Source organism: Cupriavidus sp. WGlv3, assembly GCF_023952475.1.
GTDB classification, from domain to species: domain Bacteria; phylum Pseudomonadota; class Gammaproteobacteria; order Burkholderiales; family Burkholderiaceae; genus Cupriavidus; species Cupriavidus phytorum.
In genome coordinates, this window is the sequence record NZ_JALHRX010000005.1 from 222,888 (window position 1) to 248,962 (window position 26,075).

Genomic DNA, 26,075 nt, shown 5'->3' on the forward strand with positions numbered 1-26,075 from the left:
AGCGGACCTGCCATGTCGGCAGTCCGCCCAAGAGCCGCCAACCCTGTTCTGCAGGCATGGCGGCTTTTTTGTTTGCAGCCACGTCTGTCCTCATGGTTGTCCGCGCCGGGCGCCGCGCGCATGCATGCCCCGGCCTGGGTCCGCCACGCCGCCCCGAACCCGTCGCACGCTGAAGAGATCGCGCGGCGCCGCGTACCGGACATCCCCGCCCCCTTCTTGTCCCCCTGAAAGGAAAGCCAAGCATGCCGCTGCCTACCATGCCCGCCAAGCCTGCCCAATTGCTGGACCCGAGCGAGTTTGCTCCGGTCTCCGCGGTGCCTAAGGCCAAAGCCGCCACACAGGGCAAGAAACCTGTGCCGGCGCTCGAGCGCGTGGCATTGCTGGAAACCGGCGACACGCAGGTGCCTGAAGTCAAGGCCCGCGCCGCCGGCGGCACCCGCGCCCGCAGCACCGAGACGCCCGCCGTATCGACGCCGGCCGTCACCGCCGCGCCGGTGAGCCTGGTCAAGCCTTCGACCGGCACCACGCGCCGCGCGCGCAAGGCCGAAGGCCCGAGCAAGCTGTTCGTGCTCGACACCAACGTGCTGATGCACGACCCGGCCTCGCTGTTCCGCTTCGAAGAGCACGACATCTACCTGCCGATGATGACGCTCGAAGAGCTGGACAACCACAAGAAGGGCATGAGCGAAGTCGCGCGCAACGCGCGCATGGTCAGCCGCACGCTCGATTCGCTGGTGGGCGGCACCGACGGCGTGCTCGACGAAGGCCTGTCGCTGGCCAGCCTGGGCAACCGCGACGCGCAGGGCAAGCTGTTCTTCCAGACGCGCCTGAATGACATCAAGCTGCCGGAGGGGCTGCCGCAGGGCAAGGCCGACAACCAGATCCTGGGCGTGGTCAGCGCGCTGCAGCAGCAGTATCCCGAGCGCCAGGTGGTGCTGGTGTCGAAAGACATCAACATGCGCATCAAGGCGCGCGCACTGGGCCTGCCGGCCGAAGACTACTTCAACGACCAGGTCCTCGAGGACAAGGACCTGCTCTACGCGGGCGTGATGCAGCTGCCCGGCGACTTCTGGGCCAAGCACGGCAAGGGCGTCGAAAGCTGGCAGGACCCCAAGTCCGGCGCCATGTTCTACCGGCTCACCGGCCCGCTGGTGCCGTCGTTCCTGGTCAACCAGTTCGTCTACCTCGAACCGGTGGACGGCAGCCTGCCGCTGTATGGGCAGGTCAAGGAGATCAACGGCAAGACCGCGCTGCTGCAGACCCTGAAGGACTACACGCACCACAAGAACAACGTGTGGAGCGTGACCGCGCGCAACCGCGAGCAGAACTTCGCGCTCAACCTGCTGATGAACCCGGACATCGACTTCGTCACGCTGCTGGGCCAGGCCGGTACCGGCAAGACGCTGCTGGCGCTGGCGGCGGGCCTGGAGCAGGTGCTGGACCAGAAGCTCTACAACGAGATCATCGTCACCCGCGCCACCGTGCCGGTGGGCGAGGACATCGGCTTCCTGCCCGGCACCGAGGAAGAGAAGATGCAGCCGTGGATGGGCGCGTTCGACGACAACCTCGAAGTCCTGCAGAAGAGCGACGACAGCGCCGGCGACTGGGGCCGCGCCGCAACCCAGGAGCTGATTCGCTCGCGCATCAAGGTCAAGAGCATGAACTTCATGCGCGGCCGCACCTTCGTCAACAAGTTCGTCATCATCGACGAGGCGCAGAACCTGACGCCCAAGCAGATGAAGACGCTGGTGACGCGCGCCGGCCCCGGCACCAAGATCATCTGCCTGGGCAATATCGCGCAGATCGACACGCCCTACCTGACCGAAGGCTCGTCGGGCCTGACCTATGTGGTCGACCGCTTCAAGGGCTGGAGCCACAGCGGCCATATCACACTGGCGCGCGGCGAGCGCTCGCGCCTGGCCGACCACGCCGGCGACGTGCTCTGACGCGGGCCGCGGGCCCGGGCACCCTTCCATGCGGAAGGGGCCCGGGCCCGCTGTCGTGAGCGGCAAGCGCAATGCGGCTATGATGTCCGCAGGTCCGCTTGTTGTCCCGCATCCCCACTGGAGGCGTCGATGAAACCGCAGCATCTCCGCCTGGCCGCGCTGATCGGCGCCGCCATGTTCCTGACCAGCCCGCCTCAGGCGCGCGCGGCGGCTGACGACCTGGTGATCCGCACCATGGGTCCGGTCAGCTATGTCTGCGGCGGCGTCGCCGAAGACGAGCGCCAGGCGCTAAGCGCGCGCGAGAAGGATTTCAATATCGGCGTCCTGTTTACGCAGGGCGCCGCGGGCGAGTTCCTGTCCGATGTGGCGGTCAAGCTGGTGCGCGACGAACAGGAGGTCGCAAGCTTCCGTGCCGCCGGGCCTCGCTGCCTGATACGTGCGCCCGAAGGCAGCTACAATATCGAGGCCAGTTACAAGGGCCAGGCCAAGTCGATCAAGGTCAGCACCGGTACGCGCAACGCCCAGCTACGCTGGTAGCGGCAAGGCTTCCGGTGCGCCGGCAGGCCGGCGACCGGAATCCAGCGATGCCATTACGCCGTACCCGTAGTTCTTCCAGTCCTTCCGCACTACCCGGCCCGCTTGCCCGGGCCGGCCTGCCGCTGCTCTGCGCCGCCGCACTGCTGCTGGCAGCGTGCGCCAGCTCCCCACCCTCTCGCCATGGCAGCTTGCCGCGTACGCCCGGCAAGCCCATGACCGATCCCAGCGCCGGGCTCGAGGAAATCTCGATCCAGGCGATGTCGCTGGTCGGCACCCCGTACCGCTACGGTGGCAATACGCCGGATGCCGGCTTCGATTGCAGCGGCCTGGTGCGCTATGTGGTCGCGCGCGCGGCCAATGTCAACTTGCCGCGCACCACCGAGGCCATGGGCACGCGCGGCAGCTCGCTCGACCGCAGCGAAGTCGCTTCCGGCGACCTGGTGTTCTTCAACACCACCGGACGCGCCAACTCGCACGTCGGCATCTACGTCGGCCAGAACCGCTTTGTCCATGCGCCATCGTCCGGCGGCACCGTGCGGCTGGAGGACATGGGCAAGCCCTACTGGGCCTCGCGTTACAACGGCGCGCGGCGGGTGGTTGCCGGTGCGGTCAACCTGCCGCCGGCGCCGGCGACACCGCTGCCCGCGCCCGCCCTGGCGCCTCTGGTGCCGGAACCTGCCCCGCTGCCCGACGACGACGATCCCATCGCCGCCTTCGCCGACCGCTGAAGCCGCCACGCGCGGCAAACAAAAAAGCCAGGCATTTGCCTGGCTTTTTTTGCATCGACGGCCGGTCCCGCGTTACAGGATATGGCGACCGATCCACCATGCGATCGCCGCCATGAAGGCCGAGGCCGGGATCGTCAGCACCCAGGCCCACACGATGTTGCCGGCCACCCCCCAACGCACCGCCGACATTTTCTGCGACGAGCCGACCCCGACGATGGCACCGGTGATCGTATGCGTGGTCGACACCGGCACGCCCAGCGCCGAGGCGAAGAACAGCGTCAGCGCACCGCCGGTCTCGGCGCAGAAGCCGCCCACGGGCTTGAGCTTGGTGATCTTCTGGCCCATGGTGCGCACGATGCGCCAGCCGCCGAACAGCGTGCCCATGCCGATGGCCACGTAACAGCTGACGATCACCCAGGTCGGCGGCGGATCGCCGGCGAGCACGTGGCCGCTGGCGATCAGCAGCATCCAGATGATGCCGATGGTCTTCTGCGCATCATTGCCGCCATGGCCGAGGCTGTACAGCGAAGCCGAGACCAGCTGCAGCCGCCGGAACCAGCGGTCGACGCGCGATGGCGGCGTGCGGAAAAAGGTCCAGCCGACGATGACCATCATCAGCGAACCCAGCAGGAAGCCGAGGAAAGGCGACACCAGGATGAACGCCACGGTCTTCAGCAGGCCGCTGGCCACCAGCGCGCCGGTGCCGGCCTTGGCCACCGCGGCACCCACCAGCCCGCCGATCAGCGCGTGCGACGACGACGACGGAATGCCGTAGTACCAGGTAATGACGTTCCACGCGATCGCCCCGACCAGCGCCCCGAAGATGACATAGTGGTCGACGACACCGCCCTGGATGGTGCCGGTGCCGACCGTGGCCGCCACCTTTAGGTGGAATACGAAGATCGCGACGACGTTGCACATCGCCGCCATCGCCACCGCATGGTGCGGCTTGAGCACGCCCGTGGACACCACCGTCGCGATCGAGTTGGCCGCGTCGTGGAAGCCGTTCATGAAGTCGAACAGCAATGCCAGCGCCACCAGCAAGGCGATCACCCACAGGCTCATTTGTATGGTCTGCATGCCGATTACCGCCTCAGGCGTTTTCCAGGACGATGCCTTCGATGATGTTGGCGACGTCCTCGCACTTGTCGGTGATCGTCTCGAGCTGCTCGTAGATCGCCTTCAGCTTGATCAGGCGCTTGACGTCGGTCTCGTCGCGGAACAGCTTGGACATCGCCGAGCGCATCACGCGGTCGGCCTCGGATTCCAGCTGGTCGATCTGCTGCGCGGTCTTCAGGATGGTGCTGGCGTTGCCCATGTCCTCGAGCAGGCCCACGGCGATCTTGACCTGATCGCAGCACTGCACGCAGATCGCGGCGAGGCGCAGCGCCTCGTCGGTCAGGTTGGTCACGTCATACAGCGAGATGGTTTCGGCCACGTCTTCCATCAGGTCCAGGATGTCGTCCATGGTCGTGATGAGCTTGTGGATCTCGTCGCGGTCCAGCGGCGTGATGAAGGTCTTGTGCAGCAGGTCGATGGTGTCGTGCGTAATGCGATCGGCCTTCTTTTCGGTGGCCTGGACACGCCGGGCATGGGCTTCGGCGTTGGGCAGGTCGTTGACCAGGGCCTGCAGTTCATGGGCGGCGGTCACCGCGCAGTCGGCATGCTGGTTGAAATATTCGAAGAACTTGCCCTCGGTGGGCATGAATCGGCCGAACATGGAATGTTCCTTGTGGCAGCGTGGTATCGCTGCGGATGGTGTTGCGGGATTAAGCGGACGCGAGCATGACGGCCGCGGATGGCGGCTGTCATCAAAGCGCAATATTTTACAGGGTTAGCGGGACATTGCCCGCGTATTTGGCACAAACGAGACGGGCAGGCACGCCGGAGGGCCGACCCGCTTGACTTCGTCAGGTGTCGTTGTCGAAGAAGGCCGGGCCGCCGCTGAAGTTGTCGAACTTCGTGAACTGGCCGAGGAAGGTCAGGCGCACGGTGCCGATCGGGCCGTTACGCTGCTTGCCGATGATGATTTCGGCGGTGCCCTTGTCCTGCGAGTCGGCGTTATAGACTTCGTCGCGGTAGATGAACAGGATCACGTCGGCATCCTGTTCGATAGCGCCCGATTCGCGCAGGTCGGACATCACCGGGCGCTTGTTGGGGCGCTGTTCCAGGCTTCGGTTCAGCTGCGACAGCGCGATCACCGGGCAATTCAGCTCCTTCGCCAGGCCCTTCAGGGAACGCGAGATTTCTGAAATCTCCGTGGCGCGGTTCTCGCCGCCGCCGGAGCCCGACATCAGCTGCAGGTAGTCGATGATGATCAGGCCCAGCTGCCCACACTGGCGCGCCAGGCGGCGCGAACGGGCGCGCAGCTCCATCGGGTTCAGCGCTGGCGTTTCGTCGATAAACAGCTGGGTGTCGTTCATGCGCTGGATCGCATGCGTCAGCCGCGGCCAGTCCTCGTCGAGCAGGCGCCCGGTGCGCAGCCGGTGCTGGTCGAGGCGGCCAACCGAGCCGAGCATACGCATGGCCAGCTGCGTGCCCGCCATTTCCATCGAGAACACCGCCACCGGCAGGCCTTGCTCCACCGCCACGTGCTCGCCGATGTTCAGCGAGAACGCGGTCTTGCCCATCGACGGGCGGCCGGCGACGATGACCAGGTCGCCCGGCTGCATGCCGCTGGTCATCTTGTCCAGGTCGATGAAGCCGGTCGGCACGCCGGTGACATCGGTGGTCGAATCGCGGTGATACAGCTCGTCGATGCGCTCCACCACCTGGGTCAGCAGCGGCTGGATTTCCTGGAAGCCCTTCTGCCCGCGCGAGCCTTCTTCGGCAATCGCAAAGACCTTGGATTCGGCCTCGTCGAGCAACTCGCGCACCTCGCGCCCCTTGGGCGCGAATGCGGCGGAGGCGATATCGTCGGCCACCGTCACCAGCTTGCGCAGCACCGAGCGCTCGCGCACGATTTCCGCGTAGCGGCGGATGTTGGCGGCGCTGGGGGTGTTCTGCGCCAGCGAATTCAGGTACGCCAGTCCGCCGACCTCTTCGGCCTTGCCGGCCACCTGCAGCATCTCGTAGACCGTGATCACGTCGGCGGGCTTGGTCGCCGAGATCAACCGGGCGATGCTCTGGAAGATCATCCGGTGGTCGAAACGGTAGAAGTCCGCCTCTGAAAGGAAGTCCGCGATACGGTCCCAGGCGGCATTGTCCAGCAACAGCCCACCGAGCACCGATTGCTCGGCTTCGATGGAGTGCGGCGGGACCTTGAGGTTATCGAGTTGGGGGTCGGCGACGGGCGCGTTCATGGGGAGGGATTATAACGGCGAGCGGACACACTTCGCCGTACATTTGGCGACAGCGCCGTCCAGGGCAGGCGGGAAACAAAAAAGGCAGGAGCCGGGGCTCCTGCCTTTTTTGCAATGCTTGCGGGCTTCGGCCGGCGTGGTGCGCCGGTCGAGGCGGCGCGTCCTTAGACGCTCTCGCCCACCACCGACACGGTCACGTCGACCACGACGTCCGTGTGCAGCGCAACGCTGACCGGGTGGTCGCCCACCGTCTTCAGCGGACCGTTCGGCAGGCGAACCTGCGCCTTTTCCAGCTTGTAGCCTTGGCCAGCAAGGGCTTCAGCGATGTCGGCGTTGGTCACCGAACCGAACAGGCGGCCGTCCACACCCGACTTCTGGGTGATCTGGACGTTCAGGCCGTTCAACTTCTCGCCTTCGGCTTGCGCGGCGGCCAGCTTCTCGGCAGCGGCCTTTTCCAGCTCGGCGCGCTTGACTTCGAATTCGGCGATCGCGCTTTGCGTGGCGCGGCGGGCCTTCTTGCCCGGGATCAGGAAGTTACGGGCATAACCGTCCTTCACCTTGACGATGTCACCCAGGTTGCCCAAGTTGACGACTTTTTCCAGCAGAATGATTTGCATCGTGTTCTCTCCTTACGGACCTAGGGCCTGATCAGTTCTTGTGCAGGTCGGTGTACGGCATCAGCGCGAGGAAACGCGCGCGCTTGATGGCCGTATCCAGCTGACGCTGATAGTGAGCCTTGGTACCGGTCAGGCGGGCCGGCGTGATCTTGCCGTTGTCGCCGATGAAGTCCTTCAGAGTGTCCAGATCCTTGTAGTCGATCTGTTCGACGCCAGCCACGGTGAAGCGGCAGAAGCGCTTGCGCTTGAACAGCGGGTTCTGTTGCTGGAAGCGCTTCTTGTTCTTGTTGTCACGTTTGACGAATGCCATGATTCAATCCTTTTCGAATGCTTTACATCCAGTGATGTGAAAGACGAGAGCCTTGCTGTTGCGGTGCTTGCGGGCCAGGAATCCTTCGCAGTCGAGCAGCGTGCCGAGCGGAAGCCGCTCCAGACGCTGGCCAACCTGGCCGATTCCCATCGCAGCGATTGCAAACTCGACCTGCCGCGGCGTCTGTGCCTCGACGGCCTCGCCGCTGTACTGCAGGATGCAGTTCACGACGGGGACCCCGGCCGGGGTATAGCGCAGGGCATCGCGTTCCGCCAGGGTGGCGGCAAGCCGAAGCTGGTTCAACGCGTGACCTCTTGCTGGTTGCAATCGTTGCGGTTTGCGCTCGCGCCCCGGCCGACGCTGTCAGCCACGGCGCGCACCGCAGTCCGCACTCAGGCGGCCTGGCCTTCGGTGGTCGTTTGCGCGGCCTTGCGGGCTTCTTCGCGCTGCACTTCCTTCATCATCGGCGAAGGTGCGGTCTCGGCCTTCTTGGTCTGCACGATCAGGTGGCGCAGGACGGCGTCGTTGAACTTGAACGCGTGTTCCAGTTCAGCCAGGGTTTCCTTGCCGCATTCGATGTTCAGGCAAACGTAGTGAGCCTTGGCCAGCTTCTGGATCATGTAAGCCATCTGGCGACGGCCCCAGTCTTCCACGCGGTGAACGTTGCCGTTCTGCGAGGTCACGAGCTGCTTGTAGCGCTCGATCATGGCGGGCACTTGCTCGCTCTGGTCCGGGTGGACGATGAAGACGATCTCGTAATGACGCATTGACGCTCCTTTTGGGATTAGCCACCCGGGCGTCACGAGTCCGGTGTGGCAAGGTTTGAATAGCCTTAAATTATAGCCCGCTCCGCGCCGACAACGCAAGCCGCTGATTTCACGGGCAAATCAGGCGCTGGCAAAGACCGCCTGCAGCCGCGCCGGGTCGCGCGCGAGCCCGGCATCCGCCGCCAGGGCCAGCGCCAGCAACACGCGCGCCTTGTAGGGGTTGAGGTCCGCGGCGGACACGAACACACCGTCGGCAGGGCTGGGCTGCGGCGGGATCGCCACATGCCCCGCACCGGTACGCGAACTGCGCACCACCGCCACCCCGGCTGCTGCGGCGTCGGCAAGGGCCGCTGCCAGCACCTCATGGACCGAGCCATTGCCGGTCGCGGCGACGACCAGCCCGGCGGCGCCGGCCTGCACCAGCGCATCCACCACCGCCCTGCCCGGCTGAGCGTAGCTGGCCACGATCTCCACCACCGGCCACCGTGCCGGCATCGGGCCGATGGGTGCAGCCGCCCGGGGCGCCCGGGCAAAGCGCACGTAGTCGTCCTGCACGAACCCCAGCGGCCCGCACGGAGAGACAAAGGCATCGACCGCCGACGTATGCATCTTGGCCACGTCGCGTGCCGCGTGGATCTGCTGGTTCAGCACCACCAGCACGCCCTTGCCGCGCGCATCCGGATGGGCGGCGACGCGCACCGCATCGAGCAGGTTCAGCGGCCCGTCCGCCGACAGCGACGTCGACGGACGCATCGCCGCGGTCAGCACCACGGGCACCGGGCACGATTGCGTCAGATGCAGCGCCATCGCGGATTCTTCCAGCGTGTCGGTGCCGTGCGTGATCACGATGCCCGCAACGTCGGGCTGCGCCGACCAGTGCTCGACCCGCGCCGCCAGTGTTTGCCACAGCGCGAAGGTCATGTCCTTGCTGTCGACCTGCGCCACCTGCTCGGCCTCGATGCGGGCCACCGACTGCAAGGACGGCACCGCAGCCAGCAATGAGGACACCGGCACGGTCGCCGCCTGGTAGCGAGCGCTGCTGGCGGCGCTGCCGGCCGCGCCGGCGATGGTACCGCCAGTGGCCAATACGACAATGCGAGGCAATTGGGTCATGGGAGCGCGCAAGGATTTTGATCTGGACAAAGGAAAGGCGATTGTAGCGGGCGCACGCGCCCTGCCGCAGCCGCGATCAGAGGCATCGACCGACGTCCATGCGACACGCCTCAAAATTCTGCTTGCACTGACGCCGATACTGTATAAAATCACAGCATACTGTTTAAACATACAGTGCCCGGCTCGCCGGATGCTGGATAACGGACCAGTGCTTCCGTCATCCAGGCCAGCGGCCCTGCACGGAACGGCGATCCCATGGCGACCCTGACACCCCGGCAGCAGCAGATTTTCGATCTGATCCGCAACACGATCCGCCGTACCGGCTTCCCCCCTACCCGCGCCGAGATCGCGGCGGAGTTCGGTTTCTCCTCGCCCAATGCAGCGGAAGAACACCTTCGGGCGCTGGCCCGCAAAGGCGTGATCGAACTGACGCCGGGGGCGTCTCGTGGCATCCGCCTGAAGGTCTCGCGCAGCGATTCGGAACTGCCTGACCAGTTCTCGTTGCCGATGGCTGGCGTGATGCAGCTGACGCTGCCGCTGGTGGGCCGCGTCGCAGCCGGCAGCCCCATCCTGGCCGCCGAGCATATCGATCGCCAGTACCAGGTCGATGCCTCGGTCTTCGATGAGCGACCGGATTACCTGCTGCGCGTGCGCGGGCTGAGCATGCGCGACGCCGGCATCCTCGACGGCGACCTGCTCGCCGTGCGCCGCGCCAGCGAGGCCGCCAACGGCAAGATCGTGGTGGCGCGACTGGGCGACGACGTCACCGTCAAGCGCCTGCAGCGGCGCGGTGGCCATATCGAACTGATTGCCGAGAACCCGGACTTCACCAACATCATCGTCGAGCCTGGTGAAGAGTTCTCGCTGGAAGGCATCGCCGTCGGGCTGATCCGCTCTTCCGGCTTCTAGCCGGGCACCATCGCAGGCACTCGTCCTGCGCGGGCCCACCCGCTTCCATTGCTTTGCAGACGCCGCCCGGCTTGCCGGGTGTTGACCCCGCTTTGCCTAAAAAGAGGTGCCACCATGCCGCAAATCCACCACGTCGCCGCCCGTCGTCCGGTCAAGCCCGTGCCGTTTCGCCAGAGCAAGGGCGTACGCGTCTACCAGGGTACGCAGCGCCGTACCATGGTCGGCAGCATGGCGGCCATCTGCCGCATGCTGGAACTTGAAACCACCGAAAAGCTGGCCGCCTGACTGATATCGGCAGACCCTTGCCGCGTCGCCGGCCCTCTGCCCCGCTCAGCTACGCGCGCACGCCTTGGCTTCGGCCTCGAGTTCCGTCGGCGTCAGCTGGGGAAACCAGGTATCGGTCTTGCGCAATTCCAGCGCCGTGCCATCGGCCTGTGCCGTAAGAGAGATCAGGTAGGCGTATTGATACTCACCGCTTGCCGCGCTCTGGCCGATACGGATTTCGGTCTGGTTTTTCGCCGGCAACTGGACCAGCGTAGCCTCATCGCCCAGATTGTTGCGCAGGCATTTCGCGACCTCGGCCATCTTGACCGGCGTAAACAGCCGCATCGGCGGGCGAGCGCGGACGTCCTTCTCCGAAGTGCCAGTGGCACACCCTGCCACCATGGTTGCCATCGCTGCGCCAATCAGTACCGTTCGAACCAACATACCGCCCCCGGAAATGAAAAACGGCGCCCTTGGACGTGCAGGTATTGTGGGCGCCGGGTGCGGATTTTAACCTGCACGCGGGGCACACGCCATCTCGATCTTTGCCATTGGCCGGCAACGGCCTTTGGCATGGCAAGGCGCTTACCAGTTACCAGCGCTTGCACTCGATCTTCTCTTCGAATTCCCCGTCGCGCTTCCATTCGCGCTCGATCAGGCAAGGGCCTTCGCGGTATTTCTGCTTCTGCTCGTAACCGCGCGGCCCGCCCTTGCACTTGCGCTCTTCCTTGTATTCGCCATCGCGCTTCTGCTCGCGTTCCACCTCGCAGCCGCCGCTACGGAACTTCTCCTTGTATTCGCCGCCATGGCGATAGCCACCGGGATAATCGCGGTCGTCGGCCTGCGCCAGCGATGGCGCCATCAAACACAGTAGCAAGGAGACAGCGGCAGCGGGCGTCCGGAACATGGGAGAAACGGCAGGAGCGAAATTGCGGCCAGCATAGCAACCGGAATCGCTGGCCGCTGTATCAAAGCGTTACGCGCGGCGATCAGCGCAATTCCCCGACCACGACGCGCCATGCTCCGCTTATTTCGTGGCGCAGCAAACCTTGGCGCGGTACCCTATACTCACGTCTTCTTGCTGGCCCGCCCCGCGCCTGGCGCCTGTCGGGGTGCAGTGACCTGCATATGCCACCGCGCCAGTCTCTGGGGTCTGCCGACGCTGCCGCGTCCGGCCCGCATCCAATTGCCGTATTCCATGAACGTAAATCCCCGCCGCATTTCGGTTGCGCCGATGATGGACTGGACCGACCGTCATTGCCGCATGTTCCATCGTCAGCTCAGCCGCCACACCTGGCTGTATACCGAGATGGTGACCACCGGCGCGCTGCTGCATGGCGACGTGCCGCGCCACCTCGATTTCAATGCGGCCGAGCATCCGGTCGCGCTGCAGTTGGGCGGCAGCGAGCCGGCCGACCTCGCCATGGCGGCGAAGCTGGGCCAGCAGTGGGGTTATGCGGAAATCAACCTGAACTGCGGCTGCCCGTCCGAGCGCGTGCAGCGCGGCGCCTTCGGTGCCTGCCTGATGGCGGAGCCGCAGCTGGTGGCGGACTGCGTGAAGGCGATGTGCGATGCAGTGGAGATTGCGGTAACCGTGAAGCATCGCATCGGCATCGACAAGATCGAGCACTACGATTTCGTTCGCGATTTTGTCGGCAAGGTGGCGCAGGCGGGTTGCGGCACGTTTATCGTGCACGCGCGCAATGCGGTCCTGAAGGGCCTGAGCCCGAAGGAAAACCGCGAGATTCCGCCGCTGCGATATGAGGTGGCGTACCAACTCAAGCGCGAATTCCCGGAGCTCGAGATCCTGATCAACGGCGGCATCGTCAGCCATGACGAAATCGCCGCTCATCTGGAGCACGTCGACGGCGTCATGATCGGACGCGAGGCGTATCACCAGCCGTATATCCTCGCGGAAATGGACGCGCGCTTCTATGGCGACACCAGTGCGCCGGTGCCGTCGCGACTCGAGGTCGAACTGGCGATGCAGCGTTATATCGGCGACTTCGTCGAGCAAGGCGGATATATGGGTGCCGTGACGCGGCACATGCTTGGACTGCATCGTGGCATCGCCGGCGGACGTGGCTGGCGCCGCGTGCTGTCCGATGCGAAGCGTATGCATGCGGCGCGCACGCGGGCCGACGTCGAGGCGCTGTTCGAAGAAGCCCGCACGCATCTGCGCCCGCACGCACAAGAGCCGCTGGCCGCCTAAGCGCGCACGGCGACGTGCCGTGCCGAGGTCGCGTTCTAACTTCGAATCGTGAAAATATGCATGGCGGCGCGCGGGTTCCGCGCGCCGCACATGAGATGCCGGATCGCCCGGAAGCCGGCGTCCGGAAAGGGATTCCCCTAATTCGCTGAGGCAGGGCACTTTCTTACACTGTGCCTGCCCTCGAATACAGGGCTTTCTTCAACTGATTATTAGCCCGCTCCGGCGGGCTTTTTTTCGTCGGCGATCTCGCGCTTGCGGCATCGCTCTTCGTTTACCCGAATGGTGCATTGCCCGCATGGCAGTTACAGTGCAACGGCCTTCAGGGCATTTGAGATCGCTAAAGTTAAGAGTCCGCGCTGCGGACTCTTTTTTTGCGCGCTCGCCCGGCACCGCCTAGACGAACCGATTTGACCAGCCTTCCGGACAAGCGTTCCATCGGCCACGCAAAATGGATTCCGCTGGAGGCCGCACCGCCGGGGCTATCGCGTATGGCTGATGCCGATGTCCAGCGTGCCGTAAGTGGTGATGCTCGATTCCCTGCCGTCGGCACCGCCGCCCGCGGCGCATCCGCCCAGCAAGGCCGTCAGTGCCGCCACCGCAAGAATCCTTGTCGTCCAACTACACTTGTTCTGCATGGCCCGTTCCCTGCGTCGATCACGTCGGTTGGGCTCGCGCGTGGCCGAGAGGTTCCATCGCAGGCATGGTGCGGCATGGAAACGTCAGCTGCGGGAGGAAGGAAAAAGAGGCAGGCGGCCCATGGGGCGGGCCGCCTGACGGGAAGGTCGAGGGGGGTCAATGTCCCTCGGCCTCGAGTATCGCTTCGGGCACGTGCCGCATGAACCCTGCAGAGGTAGGGGCTGTGCGCAGCATATTTGGCTGGCGGGCGTGATCAGAAGTCATGCAGGACCCGTGATACGATTTCCGCACGCTCCCCAGGCGAGATCAGGCATGGTATGCGGCCGTGCCTGCAGGGAGGCAGCATGAACAAAGACAACGTGGAAAATGAAGCGCCGTTCGGCGTGGTCTATGAAGACTTCAGGGTGATCTGGGTGGCCGAGCAGCTCCAGGATGGCAAATGGACCGCGCGCTACTGCTGGCACCCCGGCACCTCGGAAGCCGCGGGCAAGGCCTTGCAGGAAGCCGTGCTGAACGGCAAGTCGCGCCGGCTGCTGGGCCAGTTCGATACCGAAGCCGAAACCATCGCGGCGATCAAGCAGGCGGTGCTGCTCGAGGCCAAGTGGAGCCCGTCTCGGTCCTAACGATGTCCCTCAAAATTTTTTGTGCGGGATACTAGCCATCTCGAAAATCTGTTTGTATAATCTTGTTTTTCGTCGATCAGCGCTTCGCTGATGACCTCTACGGTGGCTGTAGCTCAGTTGGTAGAGTCCAGGATTGTGATTCCTGTCGTCGTGGGTTCGAGTCCCATCAGCCACCCCAAAATTCCCTGCAAAACGGCGCCTGATTCAGGCGCCGTTTTACTTTTCGGTCGCGGCTTTCGGAAGCTGACGCTGCGCGGCCCTCAGCGTGGCGCGTTCCGCTCGATCCACGCCGCAAACGCAGTCAAGAACTTGCCAAGGAAGCCCTTGGTCGACTCGTTGCCAATCCCGCCCTGCTCGTCGAACAGCTTGTCAACGCCGCTGATATACGCCTCCGGTTGCTGCAGGATGGGGATATTCAGGAATACCAGCGACTGGCGCAGGTGGTGATTGGCGCCGAAGCCGCCGATGGCGCCCGGCGATGCGCTGATGATGGCGCCGGGCTTGCCGTCCCAGACGCTGCTGCCATAGGGGCGCGAACCCACGTCGATAGCGTTCTTCAACGGCGCGGGCACCGAGCGGTTGTATTCCGGCGTGGCGAACAGCACGGCGTCGGCGCGGCGGATACGGTCGCGGAATGCGGTCCAGGCCTGGGTCGGCTTGTCGTCGAGGTCCTGGTTGTACAGCTCCAGGCTGCCGATCTCGACGATTTCCAGCCTGAGCTGCGCCGGCGCCAGCGCGATCAGCGCCTTGGCCAGCTTGCGGTTGTATGACTCCTTGCGCAGGCTTCCCACCAGTACAACGACATCACGAGGATCACTCATTACGGCTCCTTTGACGGTGTGGACGGATTGGCACAGGCGATGTCCGCGCCCGGCATGGCCATGCGCGGGCACCAGACCCTGCCCGTCACTCTACCCGAGTCGGCGCCGGCGCGTTCCGTGCAACGATGTCAGGCATGCTTGCCCAGTGCCGCCAATGGGTGCTCCTCCTGGCGCCACGGGCTGTCGAAGAACGACTGCGCCTTCTCGCGGCTGACTTCGTCGAGCCGCGCGTATTGCCAGCGCGGCTTGTGGTCCTTGTCGACCGCCAGCGCGCGAATGCCTTCGACGCCGTCGCCCTTGCGGAACACGTAGTACATCATGTCCAGCTCCATGCGCAGTTCATCTTCCAGCGACATGTTGCGCGCGCGGCGGATCTGATCCAGCGTCACGCACAGCATCAGCGGCGAACGGCTGCGCAGCATGGCTGCGGTCTGCGCGGCCCAGTCGCCGGGGGCGTCGCTGACGGCGGCAAGGATGTCCTGCGCGGTGTTGCCGGCGAAGAGCTGGTCGATCTGCGCCGACAGCCCGGCCAGCGTGCTCTGCGCCGGCATGCAGTCCGCGCGATGCGGTGCAATGAAGGTTTCGATATGCGCCAGCACCGCATCGCCGCTGGCGAACTGCTGCGCGCGCAGCGAATCGACCAGTTCCGCGAGGCGGTTGCCCGGCAGGTAGGCGTCGGCCAGGCCGGCATACAGGGCGTCGGCGGCGTGGATCACGGCGCCGGTCAGGCCCAGGTATTCACCGATGCGTCCGGGTGTGCGCGCCAGGAACCAGCCGCCGCCCACATCCGGGAACAGGCCGATATTCGTTTCCGGCATGGCCATCCTGGTGCGATCGGTGACCAGCCGCAGTCGCGCCCCCTGCGAAATGCCCATGCCACCGCCCATCACCACGCCATCCATCAACGCGATATAGGGCTTGGCGTAGCGGTGGATCAGGAAATTGAGCGCGTATTCCTCGACGAAGAACTGGTCGAGCAGCGGATCGCCCGCATGCGCGGCCTGGTGGAAATAGCGGATATCGCCGCCGGCGCAGAAGGCCTTGCCGCCAGCACCGGCCACCACCACGGCAGTGACCTCGGGCGCGGCGGCCCAGTCCTGCAGCGCCTGCGTGATGGCGCGGATCATGTCCAGCGACAGCGCGTTGAGCGCCTGCGGACGGTTCAGCGTCAGGTATCCGATGCCACCGCGGACCTCGGTCGTGACGAATTCAGTCATGTCGTACTCCTCCAATGCAACTGGCAATTTTACGCCAGTCACCTTGGCAAGCGCACGCTCGTGAGCAGCTTGCGGCGCATGCCGGCACGCATGCGCCCTGCCCGTTCAGGCCAGCCGGAACGTCGCCACCAGCGAGGTGAGCCGCTGCGCCTGCTCTTCCAGCGATGCCGCGGCGGCCGCAGCCTGCTCCACCAGCGCCGCATTCTGCTGCGTCATGCTGTCCATCTGCGACACCGCCACGTTGACCTGCTCGATGCCGTTGGACTGCTCGTCCGACGCCGCGCTGATATCGCCAATGATGGCGCTGACGCGCTGCACCGCATCGACGATATCCTGCATCGCGCGCCCGGCATCATCGACGAGGCCCGAGCCTTCCCGCACATTAGCCACCGACGCACCGATCAGCGCACGGATTTCCTTGGAGGCGCCGGCGCAGCGCTGCGCCAGGTCGCGCACGTCGCCCGCCACCACGGCAAAGCCGCGGCCATGCTCGCCGGCACGCGCGGCTTCCACCGCGGCATTCAGCGCCAGGATATTGGTCTGGAACGCAATCTTCTCGATCACGTCGATGATGTCGACGATCTTGCCCGAGCTGGCGTCGATCGACTGCATGGTATCGACCACGCGCAGCACCGCATCGCTGCCGCGCCCGGCCAGGGTGGCGGCATCGCTGGCGAGCGCGCGCGCCTCGCGCGCGCTGTCGGCATTCTGGCGCACGGTGCTGGTCAGTTCCTCCATGCTCGAAGCGGTTTCCTCCAGCGACGCCGCCTGCTGTTCGGTGCGCTGCGACAGGTCGGCATTGCCGCTGGCAATCTGCTTGCTGGCCGCGGCGATCGAATCGGCACCGCCGCGCACATCGCCCACCATCGCCACCAGGCTGGCCTGCATCCGGCCCAGCATGCCGAGCATGCGCGCGGTCTCGTTGCGCGCCGCTTCATCGGCCAACGCTTCGCCGGCCCCCACTACGCCGCCGCTCGCGGCTACGCTCAGGTCGCCACCGGCAATCCTTTCGAAGCGCGCAATCGCCGTATCCAGCGGCTGCACGATCGAACGGCGCAGGCGCCACGCCACCACGGTGCTGAACACCAGTCCCGCGGCCAGCACGCACACGGACAGCGTGAACAGGTTGCGGTAGCGCTGCTGCGAGGCCTCGTAGACCTGCTTCGCGCTGGCCACCTGCAGCTTGTTCAGCTCGGTGTTGACGGCGGTGAAGGCGATATCGAGCTGCGGGATGGTTTCCAGCACCGCCTTCATCACGCCGTCGCGATCGCCGGCATGCAGCGCGGCGATCATGGGCGCGACACCCTGCCTGAACAGGGCATCGCGCTTGGCGGTAACGTCTTCGACCACCTTCGCTTCGTCGGCCGAACGCGGCAACGCGAGATAGGCCTTCCAGGCCTGCTCCGAATCGCGCGCAAAGCCTTCCGCGGTCGCGGCGCGTGCCTTGGCGTCGGCCGGATCGGCGGCAAAGGTGGCCTGGTCCAGCAGCACGCGCACCAGTAACTGGTTCGAACGCGCCTCGGCCAGGTTGACCGCGGCCGACAGCTGCTGCCCGTAGATCTGGTGCGTGGCCTCGTTGCTGCGCGACATGCCAAGCCAGCCGACGGCACCGACAATCAGCAACAACAAATTAATGACGATAGTGAGAAACCACAATCTGGCGCCGATGGTCGTGTTCCTGAACATGGATGAGGCTCCGGGAGGAATGAGGAAACTGAATGAAGGCGGCGCGCCGCGCCGCTGCCCTGTCCAACTACGGCGCCGGCGCCGCATCCTTTACCCGTATTGATCGCCTTCACACGCGTGACAGAATTGCGTGGCAGTACATCATCGCCATCAAGTGGCGGAAGCGGCCCACTCCGACCCACCAGGCGCCCAGCGCCACCGTTTGGAGGAAGCCCTCGTGGCAATTTCGTGGCGAACAGGCACACTGCCGGGATGAACACCGCATCGCTCGATCCCGGACTCGTGCTGCTGGCCTTCGCGCCGGTCTTCGTGCTGACCATCGGCGCCGAAGCGTGGTACTGGGCGCGCCGCGACCCGGCCGTCTACAGCCTGCGCGATACGCTCTCCAACGCCGCGCTGGCGCTGATGCACCAGGCCTCGGACGCGTTCTTCCTATGGCTGATGGTCCGCACCGTCTATACGTGGTGCTACCAGCACGGCCTGCAGGCGATGCCGCCGACGCTGTGGTCATTCGCGCTGCTGCTGTTGCTGCAGGACTTCCTCTACTACTGGTTCCATCGCGCCAGCCATCGGGTGCGCTGGCTGTGGGCCTCGCACGTGACGCATCATTCGTCGGAGGGCATGAATTTCTCGACCGCGTTCCGGCAGAGCCTGACGTATCCGCTGTCCGGCATGTGGCTGTTCTGGATCCCGCTGGCGTATATCGGCTTCCCGCCGGACTGGGTGATCCTGGCCGTGGGCCTGAACCTGGGCTTCCAGTTCTTCGTCCATACGCGGCTGGGGCAGCGCTGGCCGCTGGTCGAGCGGCTGCTGAACACGCCTTCGGTCCATCGCGTCCACCACGCGAAGAACCCGCAGTACATCGACCGCAACTATGCCGGCGTGCTGACGGTCTGGGACCGCCTGTTCGGCACCTTCGTCCCCGAGCGCGAGGCCCCGCTCTATGGCATTACACGCCAGGTGCGCAGCCATGATCCGCTGATGCTGACCTTCCACGAATGGCGCGACATGTTTGCCGATGCGTGGCGTGACCGCGACCTGCGCTATCTGTGGAAGCCGCCGGAATGGCGCAGCCCGCGCGCCGCCGTGCCGGCGACGCTGCCGGGCACGCAATAAAAAACCGCGCCTGGCAGGCGCGGTTTTTTGTGACCAGCTTCAACGCTCAGGCGCTTACGCGCCTTCGCGGGATGCACGCTTGCGTTCGTGCTCCTTCAGATGGCGCTTGCGCAGGCGAATGCTCTTGGGCGTCAGCTCGACCAGTTCGTCGTCGGCGATGAATTCCACCGCGTATTCGAGCGACATCTGGATCGGCGGCACCAGGCGCACGGCTTCGTCGGTACCCGACGCGCGCACGTTGGTCAGCTGCTTGCCCTTGATCGGGTTCACGACCAGGTCGTTGTCGCGGCTGTGGATGCCGATGATCATGCCTTCGTACAGCGCATCGCCCGGCTTGACGAACATGCGGCCGCGGTCCTGCAGCTTCCACAGTGCGTAGGCCACGGCGTCGCCGTCGTCCTGCGAGATCAGCACGCCGTTGTGGCGCTCGCCCAGGCCGCCTTCGCGCACCGGCGCATAGTCGTCGAAGATATGGCTGATCAGGCCGGTGCCGCGCGTCAGCGTCAGGAACTCGCCCTGGAAGCCGATCAGGCCGCGGGCCGGGATGCGGTATTCCAGACGCGTGCGGCCCTTGCCGTCCGACGCCATGTCGAGCAGTTCGCCCTTGCGGCGACCCAGCTCTTCCATGATGCCGCCCTGGTGGCTGTCTTCGACGTCAACGGTCAGCAGCTCATACGGCTCGCACTTGACGCCGTCGATTTCCTTGAACACCACGCGCGGACGCGACACGGCCAGCTCGTAGCCCTCGCGGCGCATGTTTTCCAGCAGGATGGTCAGGTGCAGTTCGCCGCGGCCCGACACTTCGAAGATGGTGTCGTCGCCGGTATCGGCCACGCGCAGCGCCACGTTGGACTTCAGTTCGCGGTCCAGCCGCTCGCGCAGCTGGCGGCTGGTGACGAACTTGCCTTCACGGCCGGCCAGCGGCGAGGTGTTGACGCAGAAGTTCATGGTCAGCGTCGGCTCGTCCACCTTCAGCATCGGCAGCGCGTCCTGGGCCTCGGGCGCGCACACGGTGCAGCCGATGCCCAGTTCTTCGATGCCGTTGATCAGCACGATGTCGCCGGCTTCGGCTTCCTGCACGATTTCGCGCTCCAGGCCCTGGAACTTCAGCACCTGGTTGATGCGGCCCTTGATCGGGTTGCCTTCCGGGCCAAACTTGACCACCACGTCCTGCAGCGGACGGGCACGGCCACGCGAGATGCGGCCCACGCCGATCTTGCCGACGTAGCTGGAGTAGTCCAGCGAGATGATCTGCAGCTGCAGCGGACCGTCGCGGTCGTCGTCACGCACCGGCACCTTGTCGAGCACGGTCTCGAACAGCGGCTTCATGTCGCCGTCGCGCACGTCTTCGGTCAGGCCGGCGTAGCCGTTCAGGCCCGAGGCGTAGATCACCGGGAAGTCGAGCTGCTCGTCGGTCGCGCCGAGCTTGTCGAACAGGTCGAAGGTCTGGTTGATGACCCAGTCCGGGCGCGCGCCCGGGCGGTCGATCTTGTTGATCACCACGATCGGCTTCAGGCCCAGCGCCAGCGCCTTGCGCGTGACGAAGCGGGTCTGCGGCATCGGGCCCTCGACCGCGTCGACCAGCAGCAGCACGCCGTCGACCATCGACAGCACGCGCTCCACTTCACCGCCGAAGTCGGCGTGGCCCGGGGTGTCGACGATATTGATATGGGTGCCGTTGTATTCGACGGCACAGTTCTTCGCGAGAATCGTGATCCCGCGTTCCTTTTCCAGGTCGTTCGAGTCCATCACCCGTTCGGCGACTTGCTGGTTGTCGCGGAAGGTGCCTGCCTGGCGCAGGAGCTGGTCGACCAGGGTGGTCTTGCCATGATCGACGTGGGCGATGATGGCGATATTTCGGATGGCGCGGGTCATTGCTGCGTCTCGCTAAGAACGGGGCCCTCGCAAGGAGGGCCGGAGAATCTGAGGTAACCCAGCATTCTAGCATGTTGCGGCGCAAGAAGCGTTGACCGGAACCGCCCCCGGCATAGGGAAAATATTTGCGGATTTCGCAATGACCAATTTCCTTTCTTGCGGATCGTTAAACGTGAACATATATTTGCCTCAGCAAAGATTGCAAAGGCAAAGATGTCACAAGCACCTTCTTCCGCTCCACCCGCTGCCACGGCCAGTCCGTTCGATCCCGCCCAGTACCAGATGTGCGACAGCGTCGGCTATCTGATGCAGCGCGCCAAGAACATGCTGGCGCACGGCGTCGAGCAGGAGGTGAGCAGCCTGGACATCACCCAGGCCCAGGCCAGTTGCCTGATGATGCTGGCCACCGGCCGCGCCTCGACCGTTACTGATCTGGGCCGCGAACTGAACACCGACATGGGCTCGGTCACGCGGCTGCTCAGCCGCATGGAAAAGCGCGGACTGATCGAGCGCCGCCGTCGCGATGCCGACCGCCGCGTGGTCGACCTGTCGGTGACGCCGCAGGGCCAGCAACTGGTGCAGCAACTGCCGGCGATCTTCTGCAAGGTCCTGGCGCATCACTTTCGCGGTTTCTCCGAGGCGGAGATCCAGCTGCTGCGCAGCATGCTGCGGCGGGTCATCGACAACAGCGGGTAGCAGGCTGCGCGCCGGACTTCCGGCACACCAGATCGTCCGCGTCGGCCAGCCCGGCCGGATACCGTCAGCAGCCCGTAGTCACCGTATGGCTCCGCCACGGAGCAACACCATGAAACCAGTTCTTCCATTCCGATTTAACCGGCCTGCCAGCTCCCGCAAGCTGGCGCGCCGCGCCGGCACGCTGGCGCTGACCGCGATCGCGGCCGCGGCGCTGGCCGGCTGTGCGGCGCTTGGCAATTCGCACAGCACCCAGACCATGGCCGACCCGGCCGCGATGGCCACCTCGCAAACCCTGCCCGGCGAACACGGGCAATGGCCCACGCAGAACTGGGTCGACCAGTTCAAGGACCCGCAGCTGAGCGCGCTGGTCGACGAAGCGGTCAAGGACAATCCCAGCCTGCAGGCCGCCTTTGCCCGCGTGGAAGCGTCGCGCGCCATGGCCGAGGCCACACGCAGCGCGCTCTACCCGCACCTGGAGTTCGAAGGCAGCCTGATCCGCCAGCGCTTCTCCGAGAAAGATCTGTTCGAAGGCACGCCGCTGGCGGGCTCGTGGCAGAACCAGTCGCGCCTGCAGGTGGGCCTGTCCTATGACTTCGACTTCTGGGGCAAGAACCGCGATGCGCTCGAAGCCGCGCTGTCGGATGACCGCGCCGCCGAGGCCGAAAGCCAGGCCTCGCGCCTGATCCTGGCGACCTCGATCGCGCGCAACTACGCCCGCCTGGCCGCACTGTATGCCCAGCGCGACGTCGCCGAGCGCGCCATCGCGCAGCGCCGCGACCTGACCGAGCTGTCGCGCCAGAGGCTGGCCGCCGGCCTCGACACCCAGGTTGAGACCACGCAGGCACGCGGCACTGTGGCCGCATCGCAGACCGACCTGCAGCGCGTCGAAGAAGAGATCGCGCTGGCCCGCAACCAGCTTGCCGCGCTGCTGGGCAAGGGCCCGGACCGCGGCCTGCAGATCCAGCCGCCGGTATTGCTGGCCCAGGCCACGCCCACCCTGCCCGACGACCTGACCATCGGGCTGCTGGGCCGCCGCCCCGACCTGGTGGCGGCGCGCTGGCGCGTCGAGGCGGCGTCCAAAGACATCAACGTCGCCAGGAAGGAATTCCTGCCCGACGTCAGCCTGACCGCCTTTGCCGGCGTGGCCGCGCTCGATCCTTCGAACCTGCTGATGGGCATCAGCCGCACCTTCGGCATCGGTCCGACCGTGCGCCTGCCGATCTTCGAGGGCGGCAGGCTGCGCGCCAACCTGAAGGGCAAGTACGCCGGCTACGACATCGCCGTGGCCAACTACAACCAGGCGCTGGTCGATGCGCTGCGCGAGACCGCCGACACCATGACCAGCATCCGCAGCGTCGACAAGCAGATCCAGACCCAGCGCGAAGCGCTGGACCTGGCCGAGCACGCCTACGCGCTGGCCACCACGCGCTACAAGGCCGGGCTCGGCACGCAACTGACCGTGCTCAACGCGGAAAGCAACGTGCTGCAGCAACGCCGCCTGGCGACCGACCTGAGGGCGCGGCGGCTGGACCTGCAGATGGGCCTGATGAAGGCGCTCGGCGGCGGCTACCAGGAGCCTGCCGAAGGCCATGAGAGCGTGGCGCATGGCCAGGCACGGCAGCCGGACCACACCCAGGCGGGCGCCCGCGGCTGATCCGCGCACCCGGTGAACGCAGACAAGATTATCCAGAAGACATCATGAGCAACAACCAGCAAGCGGCCGGCACCAACACCCCCCAGCAAGCCACGGCCACCCCATCCAACGGCAAGCGCAAGCGCATGCTGCTGTCGCTGAGCGCCGCGATCGTGGTCGCCGGCATCGGCTACGGCGTGTACTGGGGGCTGTATGCACGCCATTTCGAAAGCACCGACGACGCCTATGTCGCCGGCAACGTGGTCCAGGTCACGCCGCTGGTGGCCGGCACGGTGGTATCGATCGCCGCCGACGACACCCAGCTGGTCACCGCCGGCCAGCCGCTGATCCAGCTCGACCGCGCCGACACGCAGGTGGCGCTGGAACAAGCCGAGGCCCAGCTCGCCCAGGCCGTGCGCGAAGTGCGCACGCTGTACGTCAACAACGGCTCGCTCGCCGCCAACGTGGCGCTGCGCGAGGCCGACCTGGCCAAGGCGCGCGACGACCTGCGCCGGCGCCAGGCCATTGCCGGCTCGGGCGCGGTGTCGAATGAAGAGATCTCGCACGCGCAAGCCGCGCTCAAGGGCGCCGAGTCGGCGCTGCTGGCCGCGCGCGAGCAGCTGGCATCGAACCAGGTGCTGACCGACCAGACCACGGTCGACAACCACCCCAACGTGCAGCGCGCCGCCGCCAACCTGCGCTCGGCCTACCTGTCGTTCGCGCGTTCGGCGCTGCCGGCGCCGGTGACCGGCTACGTCGCCAAGCGTTCGGTGCAGGTCGGCCAGCGCGTCGCCGCCGGCGCGCCGCTGATGGCGGTGGTGCCGCTGGACCAGGTCTGGGTCGACGCCAACTTCAAGGAAGTGCAGATCACGCATATGCGCATCGGCCAGCCCGTGACGCTGGAAGCCGACGTCTATGGCTCCAAGGTCGAATATCGCGGCAAGGTCGCGGGCTTCTCGGCCGGCACCGGCTCGGCGTTTTCGCTGCTGCCGGCGCAGAACGCCACCGGCAACTGGATCAAGGTGGTGCAGCGCCTGCCGGTGCGCATCGCGCTGGACCCGCAGCAACTCAAGGACCATCCGCTGCGCGTGGGCCTGTCGATGACGGTCAAGGTCGACGTGCGCCGCGAGGAAGGCGCCGCCATGGCCGCCGCCGCGCCGGCCAGGCCGATGCAGACCGACGTCTATGACAAGGTGGCGCAGGATGCCGACCAGCTGATCGCGCGCATCATCGCCGCCAACAACGGCGGCCGCGGCACCGGCCTGTCCTCGGCCAGCGCCGCTCACGCCAAGGTCGCCAAGTCCGCCAAGCCCGCCAATACCTGATCATGGCCACCTCCCCCTCCGCCGCACCGGCCGCGCCCGGGGCGCAGCCAGGCGCCGGCCCGGCGCCGGCGCGGGCCCTGCCGCAGCAGCCGCAGCCGCTGACCGGCGGCAAGCTGGTGCTCGGCACCATCGCGTTGTCGCTGGCCACGTTCATGAACGTGCTGGACTCGTCGATCGCCAACGTGTCGATCCCGGCGATCTCCGGCGACCTGGGCGTGGCGCCGAACCAGGGCACCTGGGTCATCACCTCGTTCGCGGTGGCCAATGCGATCTCGGTGCCGCTGACCGGCTGGCTGACCACGCGCTTCGGCGCGGTGCGGCTGTTCATCACCTCGATCCTGCTGTTCGTGCTGGCGTCGTGGCTGTGCGGCGTCGCGCCCAACCTGGAGACGCTGCTGGCTGCGCGCGTGCTGCAGGGGGCAGTGGCCGGGCCGATGATCCCGCTGTCGCAGTCACTGCTGTTGTCGAGCTATCCGCCCGCGAAGAGCACCATGGCGCTCGCGCTATGGGGCATGACCACGCTGGTGGCACCGATCATGGGCCCGCTGCTGGGCGGCTGGATCTCGGACAACATGACCTGGCCGTGGATCTTCTACATCAACGTGCCGGTAGGCATCGTCACCGCCTACGCCACCTGGGCCATCTACAAGGACCGCGAGAGCCCCACCAAGGTGCTGCCGATCGACCGCATCGGCCTGGCGCTGCTAGTGATCTGGGTGGGCTCGATGCAGCTGATGCTGGACAAGGGCAAGGAGCTGGACTGGTTCCACTCGACCGAGATCGTGGTGCTGACCCTGGTGGCGATCGTCGGCTTCCTGTTCTTCCTCGCCTGGGAAACCTATGAGAAGCATCCCATTGTCGACATCAGCCTGTTCAAGGGCCGCAACTTCAGTTCCGGCGTGGTCGCGATCTCGGTGGCGTACGGGCTGTTCTTCGGCAACCTGGTGATCCTGCCGCTATGGCTGCAGACCATCGTCGGCTATACCGCGACCGACGCGGGCATCGTGATGGCGCCGGTCGGCATTTTCGCAATCCTGCTGTCGCCGGTGATCGGGCGCAACCTGCCGAAGATGGATGCACGCTGGGTGGCCACCGCGGCCTTTATCACCTTCGGCATCGTCAGCCTGATGCGCGCGGGCTTCACCACGCAGGTCGATACCTGGACGCTGATGGTGCCCACCTTGATCCAGGGCGCGGCCATGGCGATGTTCTTCATCCCGCTGACTTCGATCATCCTGTCAGGGCAGCCGCCGGAAAAGATCCCCGCCGCCTCGGGCCTGTCGAATTTCGTGCGGATCACCTTCGGCGGCATCGGCGCGTCGGTCTCGACCACCGTCTGGGAGAACCGCTCGGCGCTGCACCACGCGCAACTGGTCGAGCACGTCAACCCGTACAACCCGGCCTACCACGCCCAGCTCAACCACCTGATGCAGATGGGCATGAGCCAGGCACAGGCGGTCGGCGTGATCGAGCGCAATATCACCCAGCAGGCCGCCATGCTCGGCGCCAACGACATCTTCTGGATCTCGGGCGTGCTGTTCTTCGCGCTGATCGGCTTTGTCTGGCTGACGCGGCCGGCCAGGGGCGGCGGTGACGGCTCGGCGGACGCAATGGCGGCGCATTGAGCACACCAGCGATGCATGGAATGGCCCCGGTTCGGGGCCATTTTTTTTGCCCGTATCCGGCAAGGGAAATTTCCCCTTGTGCTCCGGCCCCCATCGCCCTATGATTTGCCAACCGAA

General features: G+C 65.7%; 27 protein-coding genes and 1 tRNA gene. 13 read left to right on the top strand and 15 right to left on the bottom strand.

The window, feature by feature from the left end; translation table 11 throughout:
• Window positions 1-242 precede the first annotated feature (242 nt).
• The 3 genes from MKD38_RS11970 to MKD38_RS11980 all read left to right on the top strand — a co-directional run bounded on the left by MKD38_RS11970 (window position 243) and on the right by MKD38_RS11980 (window position 3,211).
• Window positions 243-1,946 (top strand): PhoH family protein, encoded by a 1,704-nt coding sequence (locus tag MKD38_RS11970; protein WP_116382909.1) that lies wholly within the window; start codon window positions 243-245, stop codon window positions 1,944-1,946.
• Between the two features lie 129 nt (window positions 1,947-2,075).
• Window positions 2,076-2,483, top strand: a complete 408-nt coding sequence (locus MKD38_RS11975) for a hypothetical protein (RefSeq protein WP_371925681.1) — start codon at window positions 2,076-2,078, stop codon at window positions 2,481-2,483.
• A gap of 47 nt (window positions 2,484-2,530) precedes the next feature.
• Window positions 2,531-3,211, top strand: coding sequence for a C40 family peptidase (locus MKD38_RS11980; protein ID WP_252677066.1), 681 nt, complete (start codon window positions 2,531-2,533; stop codon window positions 3,209-3,211).
• Window positions 3,212-3,283: 72 nt separating this feature from the next.
• Here MKD38_RS11980 and MKD38_RS11985 read toward each other — a convergent pair whose 3' ends face one another.
• The 8 genes from MKD38_RS11985 to MKD38_RS12020 form a co-directional block, all read right to left on the bottom strand.
• Window positions 3,284-4,291 (bottom strand): inorganic phosphate transporter, encoded by a 1,008-nt coding sequence (locus MKD38_RS11985; protein ID WP_012353079.1) that lies wholly within the window; start codon window positions 4,289-4,291, stop codon window positions 3,284-3,286.
• A 13-nt stretch (window positions 4,292-4,304) separates the two neighbouring features.
• Window positions 4,305-4,931, bottom strand: a complete 627-nt coding sequence (locus MKD38_RS11990; protein WP_010809517.1) for a DUF47 domain-containing protein — start codon at window positions 4,929-4,931, stop codon at window positions 4,305-4,307.
• A gap of 190 nt (window positions 4,932-5,121) precedes the next feature.
• Window positions 5,122-6,513 carry a replicative DNA helicase gene (locus MKD38_RS11995; protein WP_115661877.1) on the bottom strand — a complete coding sequence of 464 codons (1,392 nt, stop codon included), beginning with the start codon at window positions 6,511-6,513 and terminating at the stop codon, window positions 5,122-5,124.
• A gap of 164 nt (window positions 6,514-6,677) precedes the next feature.
• Window positions 6,678-7,130, bottom strand: coding sequence for a 50S ribosomal protein L9 (rplI, locus tag MKD38_RS12000; RefSeq protein ID WP_062800470.1), 453 nt, complete (start codon window positions 7,128-7,130; stop codon window positions 6,678-6,680).
• Between the two features lie 31 nt (window positions 7,131-7,161).
• On the bottom strand, window positions 7,162-7,440 hold the full coding sequence (gene rpsR, locus MKD38_RS12005; protein WP_006163606.1) for a 30S ribosomal protein S18: 279 nt from the start codon (window positions 7,438-7,440) through the stop codon (window positions 7,162-7,164).
• Between the two features lie 3 nt (window positions 7,441-7,443).
• Window positions 7,444-7,743, bottom strand: coding sequence for a primosomal replication protein N (gene priB, locus MKD38_RS12010; RefSeq protein ID WP_012353082.1), 300 nt, complete (start codon window positions 7,741-7,743; stop codon window positions 7,444-7,446).
• 89 nt (window positions 7,744-7,832) lie between these two features.
• Window positions 7,833-8,207 (bottom strand): 30S ribosomal protein S6, encoded by a 375-nt coding sequence (gene rpsF, locus MKD38_RS12015; protein ID WP_010809513.1) that lies wholly within the window; start codon window positions 8,205-8,207, stop codon window positions 7,833-7,835.
• Between the two features lie 120 nt (window positions 8,208-8,327).
• Window positions 8,328-9,320, bottom strand: a complete 993-nt coding sequence (locus MKD38_RS12020; protein WP_252677068.1) for an asparaginase — start codon at window positions 9,318-9,320, stop codon at window positions 8,328-8,330.
• 255 nt (window positions 9,321-9,575) lie between these two features.
• Here MKD38_RS12020 and lexA point away from each other — a divergent pair, with 255 nt between their 5' ends.
• Window positions 9,576-10,229, top strand: a complete 654-nt coding sequence (lexA, locus tag MKD38_RS12025; RefSeq protein ID WP_115703541.1) for a transcriptional repressor LexA — start codon at window positions 9,576-9,578, stop codon at window positions 10,227-10,229.
• A gap of 114 nt (window positions 10,230-10,343) precedes the next feature.
• Window positions 10,344-10,514, top strand: coding sequence for a hypothetical protein (locus tag MKD38_RS12030; RefSeq protein WP_012353085.1), 171 nt, complete (start codon window positions 10,344-10,346; stop codon window positions 10,512-10,514).
• Window positions 10,515-10,559: 45 nt separating this feature from the next.
• Here the strand turns inward: MKD38_RS12030 and MKD38_RS12035 are convergent, their stop codons facing one another.
• Both MKD38_RS12035 and MKD38_RS12040 read right to left on the bottom strand, forming a co-directional pair.
• Window positions 10,560-10,904: a hypothetical protein gene (locus MKD38_RS12035; RefSeq protein ID WP_231942128.1), complete on the bottom strand. Its 345-nt coding sequence runs from the start codon at window positions 10,902-10,904 to the stop codon at window positions 10,560-10,562.
• A gap of 181 nt (window positions 10,905-11,085) precedes the next feature.
• Complete coding sequence (locus tag MKD38_RS12040; protein ID WP_240988172.1) at window positions 11,086-11,355, bottom strand: hypothetical protein; 270 nt, start codon at window positions 11,353-11,355, stop codon at window positions 11,086-11,088.
• A 336-nt stretch (window positions 11,356-11,691) separates the two neighbouring features.
• Here MKD38_RS12040 and dusA point away from each other — a divergent pair, with 336 nt between their 5' ends.
• On the top strand, window positions 11,692-12,705 hold the full coding sequence (dusA, locus tag MKD38_RS12045; RefSeq protein ID WP_252677071.1) for a tRNA dihydrouridine(20/20a) synthase DusA: 1,014 nt from the start codon (window positions 11,692-11,694) through the stop codon (window positions 12,703-12,705).
• A gap of 479 nt (window positions 12,706-13,184) precedes the next feature.
• Here the strand turns inward: dusA and MKD38_RS12050 are convergent, their stop codons facing one another.
• Window positions 13,185-13,340, bottom strand: a complete 156-nt coding sequence (locus MKD38_RS12050) for a hypothetical protein (protein ID WP_252677073.1) — start codon at window positions 13,338-13,340, stop codon at window positions 13,185-13,187.
• 345 nt (window positions 13,341-13,685) lie between these two features.
• Here MKD38_RS12050 and MKD38_RS12055 point away from each other — a divergent pair, with 345 nt between their 5' ends.
• Both MKD38_RS12055 and MKD38_RS12060 read left to right on the top strand, forming a co-directional pair.
• Window positions 13,686-13,964, top strand: a complete 279-nt coding sequence (locus tag MKD38_RS12055) for a hypothetical protein (RefSeq protein ID WP_252677075.1) — start codon at window positions 13,686-13,688, stop codon at window positions 13,962-13,964.
• A 102-nt stretch (window positions 13,965-14,066) separates the two neighbouring features.
• Window positions 14,067-14,142 (top strand) — tRNA-His (locus MKD38_RS12060).
• Window positions 14,143-14,224: 82 nt separating this feature from the next.
• On the opposite strand, the gene MKD38_RS12065 is transcribed toward MKD38_RS12060, so the two are convergent.
• The 3 genes from MKD38_RS12065 to MKD38_RS12075 all read right to left on the bottom strand — a co-directional run bounded on the left by MKD38_RS12065 (window position 14,225) and on the right by MKD38_RS12075 (window position 17,688).
• Window positions 14,225-14,785: an NADPH-dependent FMN reductase gene (locus tag MKD38_RS12065; RefSeq protein WP_252677076.1), complete on the bottom strand. Its 561-nt coding sequence runs from the start codon at window positions 14,783-14,785 to the stop codon at window positions 14,225-14,227.
• A 128-nt stretch (window positions 14,786-14,913) separates the two neighbouring features.
• Window positions 14,914-16,002: an enoyl-CoA hydratase/isomerase family protein gene (locus MKD38_RS12070; RefSeq protein WP_252677077.1), complete on the bottom strand. Its 1,089-nt coding sequence runs from the start codon at window positions 16,000-16,002 to the stop codon at window positions 14,914-14,916.
• A gap of 105 nt (window positions 16,003-16,107) precedes the next feature.
• On the bottom strand, window positions 16,108-17,688 hold the full coding sequence (locus tag MKD38_RS12075; RefSeq protein ID WP_252677079.1) for a methyl-accepting chemotaxis protein: 1,581 nt from the start codon (window positions 17,686-17,688) through the stop codon (window positions 16,108-16,110).
• Between the two features lie 252 nt (window positions 17,689-17,940).
• On the opposite strand from MKD38_RS12075, the gene MKD38_RS12080 reads away from it, so the two are divergent.
• The gene (locus MKD38_RS12080) at window positions 17,941-18,804 is read left to right on the top strand and encodes a sterol desaturase family protein (protein WP_252677081.1); all 864 of its coding nucleotides are present in this window, start codon (window positions 17,941-17,943) and stop codon (window positions 18,802-18,804) included.
• Window positions 18,805-18,858: 54 nt separating this feature from the next.
• Here MKD38_RS12080 and typA read toward each other — a convergent pair whose 3' ends face one another.
• Window positions 18,859-20,679, bottom strand: a complete 1,821-nt coding sequence (gene typA / locus MKD38_RS12085) for a translational GTPase TypA (protein WP_115703553.1) — start codon at window positions 20,677-20,679, stop codon at window positions 18,859-18,861.
• Window positions 20,680-20,892: 213 nt separating this feature from the next.
• Between typA and MKD38_RS12090 the strand changes: the two genes are divergently transcribed.
• From MKD38_RS12090 to MKD38_RS12105, 4 genes are all read left to right on the top strand, one after another.
• Window positions 20,893-21,375 (top strand): MarR family winged helix-turn-helix transcriptional regulator, encoded by a 483-nt coding sequence (locus tag MKD38_RS12090; protein ID WP_252677083.1) that lies wholly within the window; start codon window positions 20,893-20,895, stop codon window positions 21,373-21,375.
• Window positions 21,376-21,484: 109 nt separating this feature from the next.
• Window positions 21,485-23,029: an AdeC/AdeK/OprM family multidrug efflux complex outer membrane factor gene (locus MKD38_RS12095; RefSeq protein ID WP_252677085.1), complete on the top strand. Its 1,545-nt coding sequence runs from the start codon at window positions 21,485-21,487 to the stop codon at window positions 23,027-23,029.
• Between the two features lie 44 nt (window positions 23,030-23,073).
• Complete coding sequence (locus tag MKD38_RS12100) at window positions 23,074-24,333, top strand: HlyD family secretion protein (RefSeq protein WP_252677087.1); 1,260 nt, start codon at window positions 23,074-23,076, stop codon at window positions 24,331-24,333.
• Window positions 24,334-24,335: 2 nt separating this feature from the next.
• A complete protein-coding gene (locus MKD38_RS12105; RefSeq protein ID WP_252677089.1) occupies window positions 24,336-25,958 on the top strand; it encodes a DHA2 family efflux MFS transporter permease subunit in 1,623 nt (540 codons plus the stop codon).
• Window positions 25,959-26,075: the final 117 nt, after the last annotated feature.

Bases quoted from the DNA above. Each gene is read 5' to 3' on its own strand.
- MKD38_RS12070 (WP_252677077.1), bottom strand. From the start codon at position 16,002: ATGACTGAATTCGTCACGACCGAGGTCCGCGGTGGCATCGGATACCTG.
- MKD38_RS11975 (WP_371925681.1), top strand. From the start codon at position 2,076: ATGAAACCGCAGCATCTCCGCCTGGCCGCGCTGATCGGCGCCGCCATG.
- MKD38_RS11980 (WP_252677066.1), top strand. From the start codon at position 2,531: ATGCCATTACGCCGTACCCGTAGTTCTTCCAGTCCTTCCGCACTACCC.
- MKD38_RS12080 (WP_252677081.1), top strand. From the start codon at position 17,941: ATGAACACCGCATCGCTCGATCCCGGACTCGTGCTGCTGGCCTTCGCG.
- MKD38_RS11985 (WP_012353079.1), bottom strand. From the start codon at position 4,291: ATGCAGACCATACAAATGAGCCTGTGGGTGATCGCCTTGCTGGTGGCG.
- rplI (WP_062800470.1), bottom strand. From the start codon at position 7,130: ATGCAAATCATTCTGCTGGAAAAAGTCGTCAACTTGGGCAACCTGGGT.
- MKD38_RS12030 (WP_012353085.1), top strand. From the start codon at position 10,344: ATGCCGCAAATCCACCACGTCGCCGCCCGTCGTCCGGTCAAGCCCGTG.
- MKD38_RS11970 (WP_116382909.1), top strand. From the start codon at position 243: ATGCCGCTGCCTACCATGCCCGCCAAGCCTGCCCAATTGCTGGACCCG.
- MKD38_RS11990 (WP_010809517.1), bottom strand. From the start codon at position 4,931: ATGTTCGGCCGATTCATGCCCACCGAGGGCAAGTTCTTCGAATATTTC.
- MKD38_RS12105 (WP_252677089.1), top strand. From the start codon at position 24,336: ATGGCCACCTCCCCCTCCGCCGCACCGGCCGCGCCCGGGGCGCAGCCA.
- MKD38_RS12075 (WP_252677079.1), bottom strand. From the start codon at position 17,688: ATGTTCAGGAACACGACCATCGGCGCCAGATTGTGGTTTCTCACTATC.
- MKD38_RS12090 (WP_252677083.1), top strand. From the start codon at position 20,893: ATGTCACAAGCACCTTCTTCCGCTCCACCCGCTGCCACGGCCAGTCCG.
- MKD38_RS11995 (WP_115661877.1), bottom strand. From the start codon at position 6,513: ATGAACGCGCCCGTCGCCGACCCCCAACTCGATAACCTCAAGGTCCCG.
- dusA (WP_252677071.1), top strand. From the start codon at position 11,692: ATGAACGTAAATCCCCGCCGCATTTCGGTTGCGCCGATGATGGACTGG.
- MKD38_RS12065 (WP_252677076.1), bottom strand. From the start codon at position 14,785: ATGAGTGATCCTCGTGATGTCGTTGTACTGGTGGGAAGCCTGCGCAAG.
- MKD38_RS12040 (WP_240988172.1), bottom strand. From the start codon at position 11,355: ATGGCGCCATCGCTGGCGCAGGCCGACGACCGCGATTATCCCGGTGGC.
- MKD38_RS12020 (WP_252677068.1), bottom strand. From the start codon at position 9,320: ATGACCCAATTGCCTCGCATTGTCGTATTGGCCACTGGCGGTACCATC.
- MKD38_RS12100 (WP_252677087.1), top strand. From the start codon at position 23,074: ATGAGCAACAACCAGCAAGCGGCCGGCACCAACACCCCCCAGCAAGCC.
- rpsR (WP_006163606.1), bottom strand. From the start codon at position 7,440: ATGGCATTCGTCAAACGTGACAACAAGAACAAGAAGCGCTTCCAGCAA.
- MKD38_RS12055 (WP_252677075.1), top strand. From the start codon at position 13,686: ATGAACAAAGACAACGTGGAAAATGAAGCGCCGTTCGGCGTGGTCTAT.
- lexA (WP_115703541.1), top strand. From the start codon at position 9,576: ATGGCGACCCTGACACCCCGGCAGCAGCAGATTTTCGATCTGATCCGC.
- MKD38_RS12050 (WP_252677073.1), bottom strand. From the start codon at position 13,340: ATGCAGAACAAGTGTAGTTGGACGACAAGGATTCTTGCGGTGGCGGCA.
- MKD38_RS12035 (WP_231942128.1), bottom strand. From the start codon at position 10,904: ATGGCAACCATGGTGGCAGGGTGTGCCACTGGCACTTCGGAGAAGGAC.
- MKD38_RS12095 (WP_252677085.1), top strand. From the start codon at position 21,485: ATGAAACCAGTTCTTCCATTCCGATTTAACCGGCCTGCCAGCTCCCGC.
- rpsF (WP_010809513.1), bottom strand. From the start codon at position 8,207: ATGCGTCATTACGAGATCGTCTTCATCGTCCACCCGGACCAGAGCGAG.
- typA (WP_115703553.1), bottom strand. From the start codon at position 20,679: ATGACCCGCGCCATCCGAAATATCGCCATCATCGCCCACGTCGATCAT.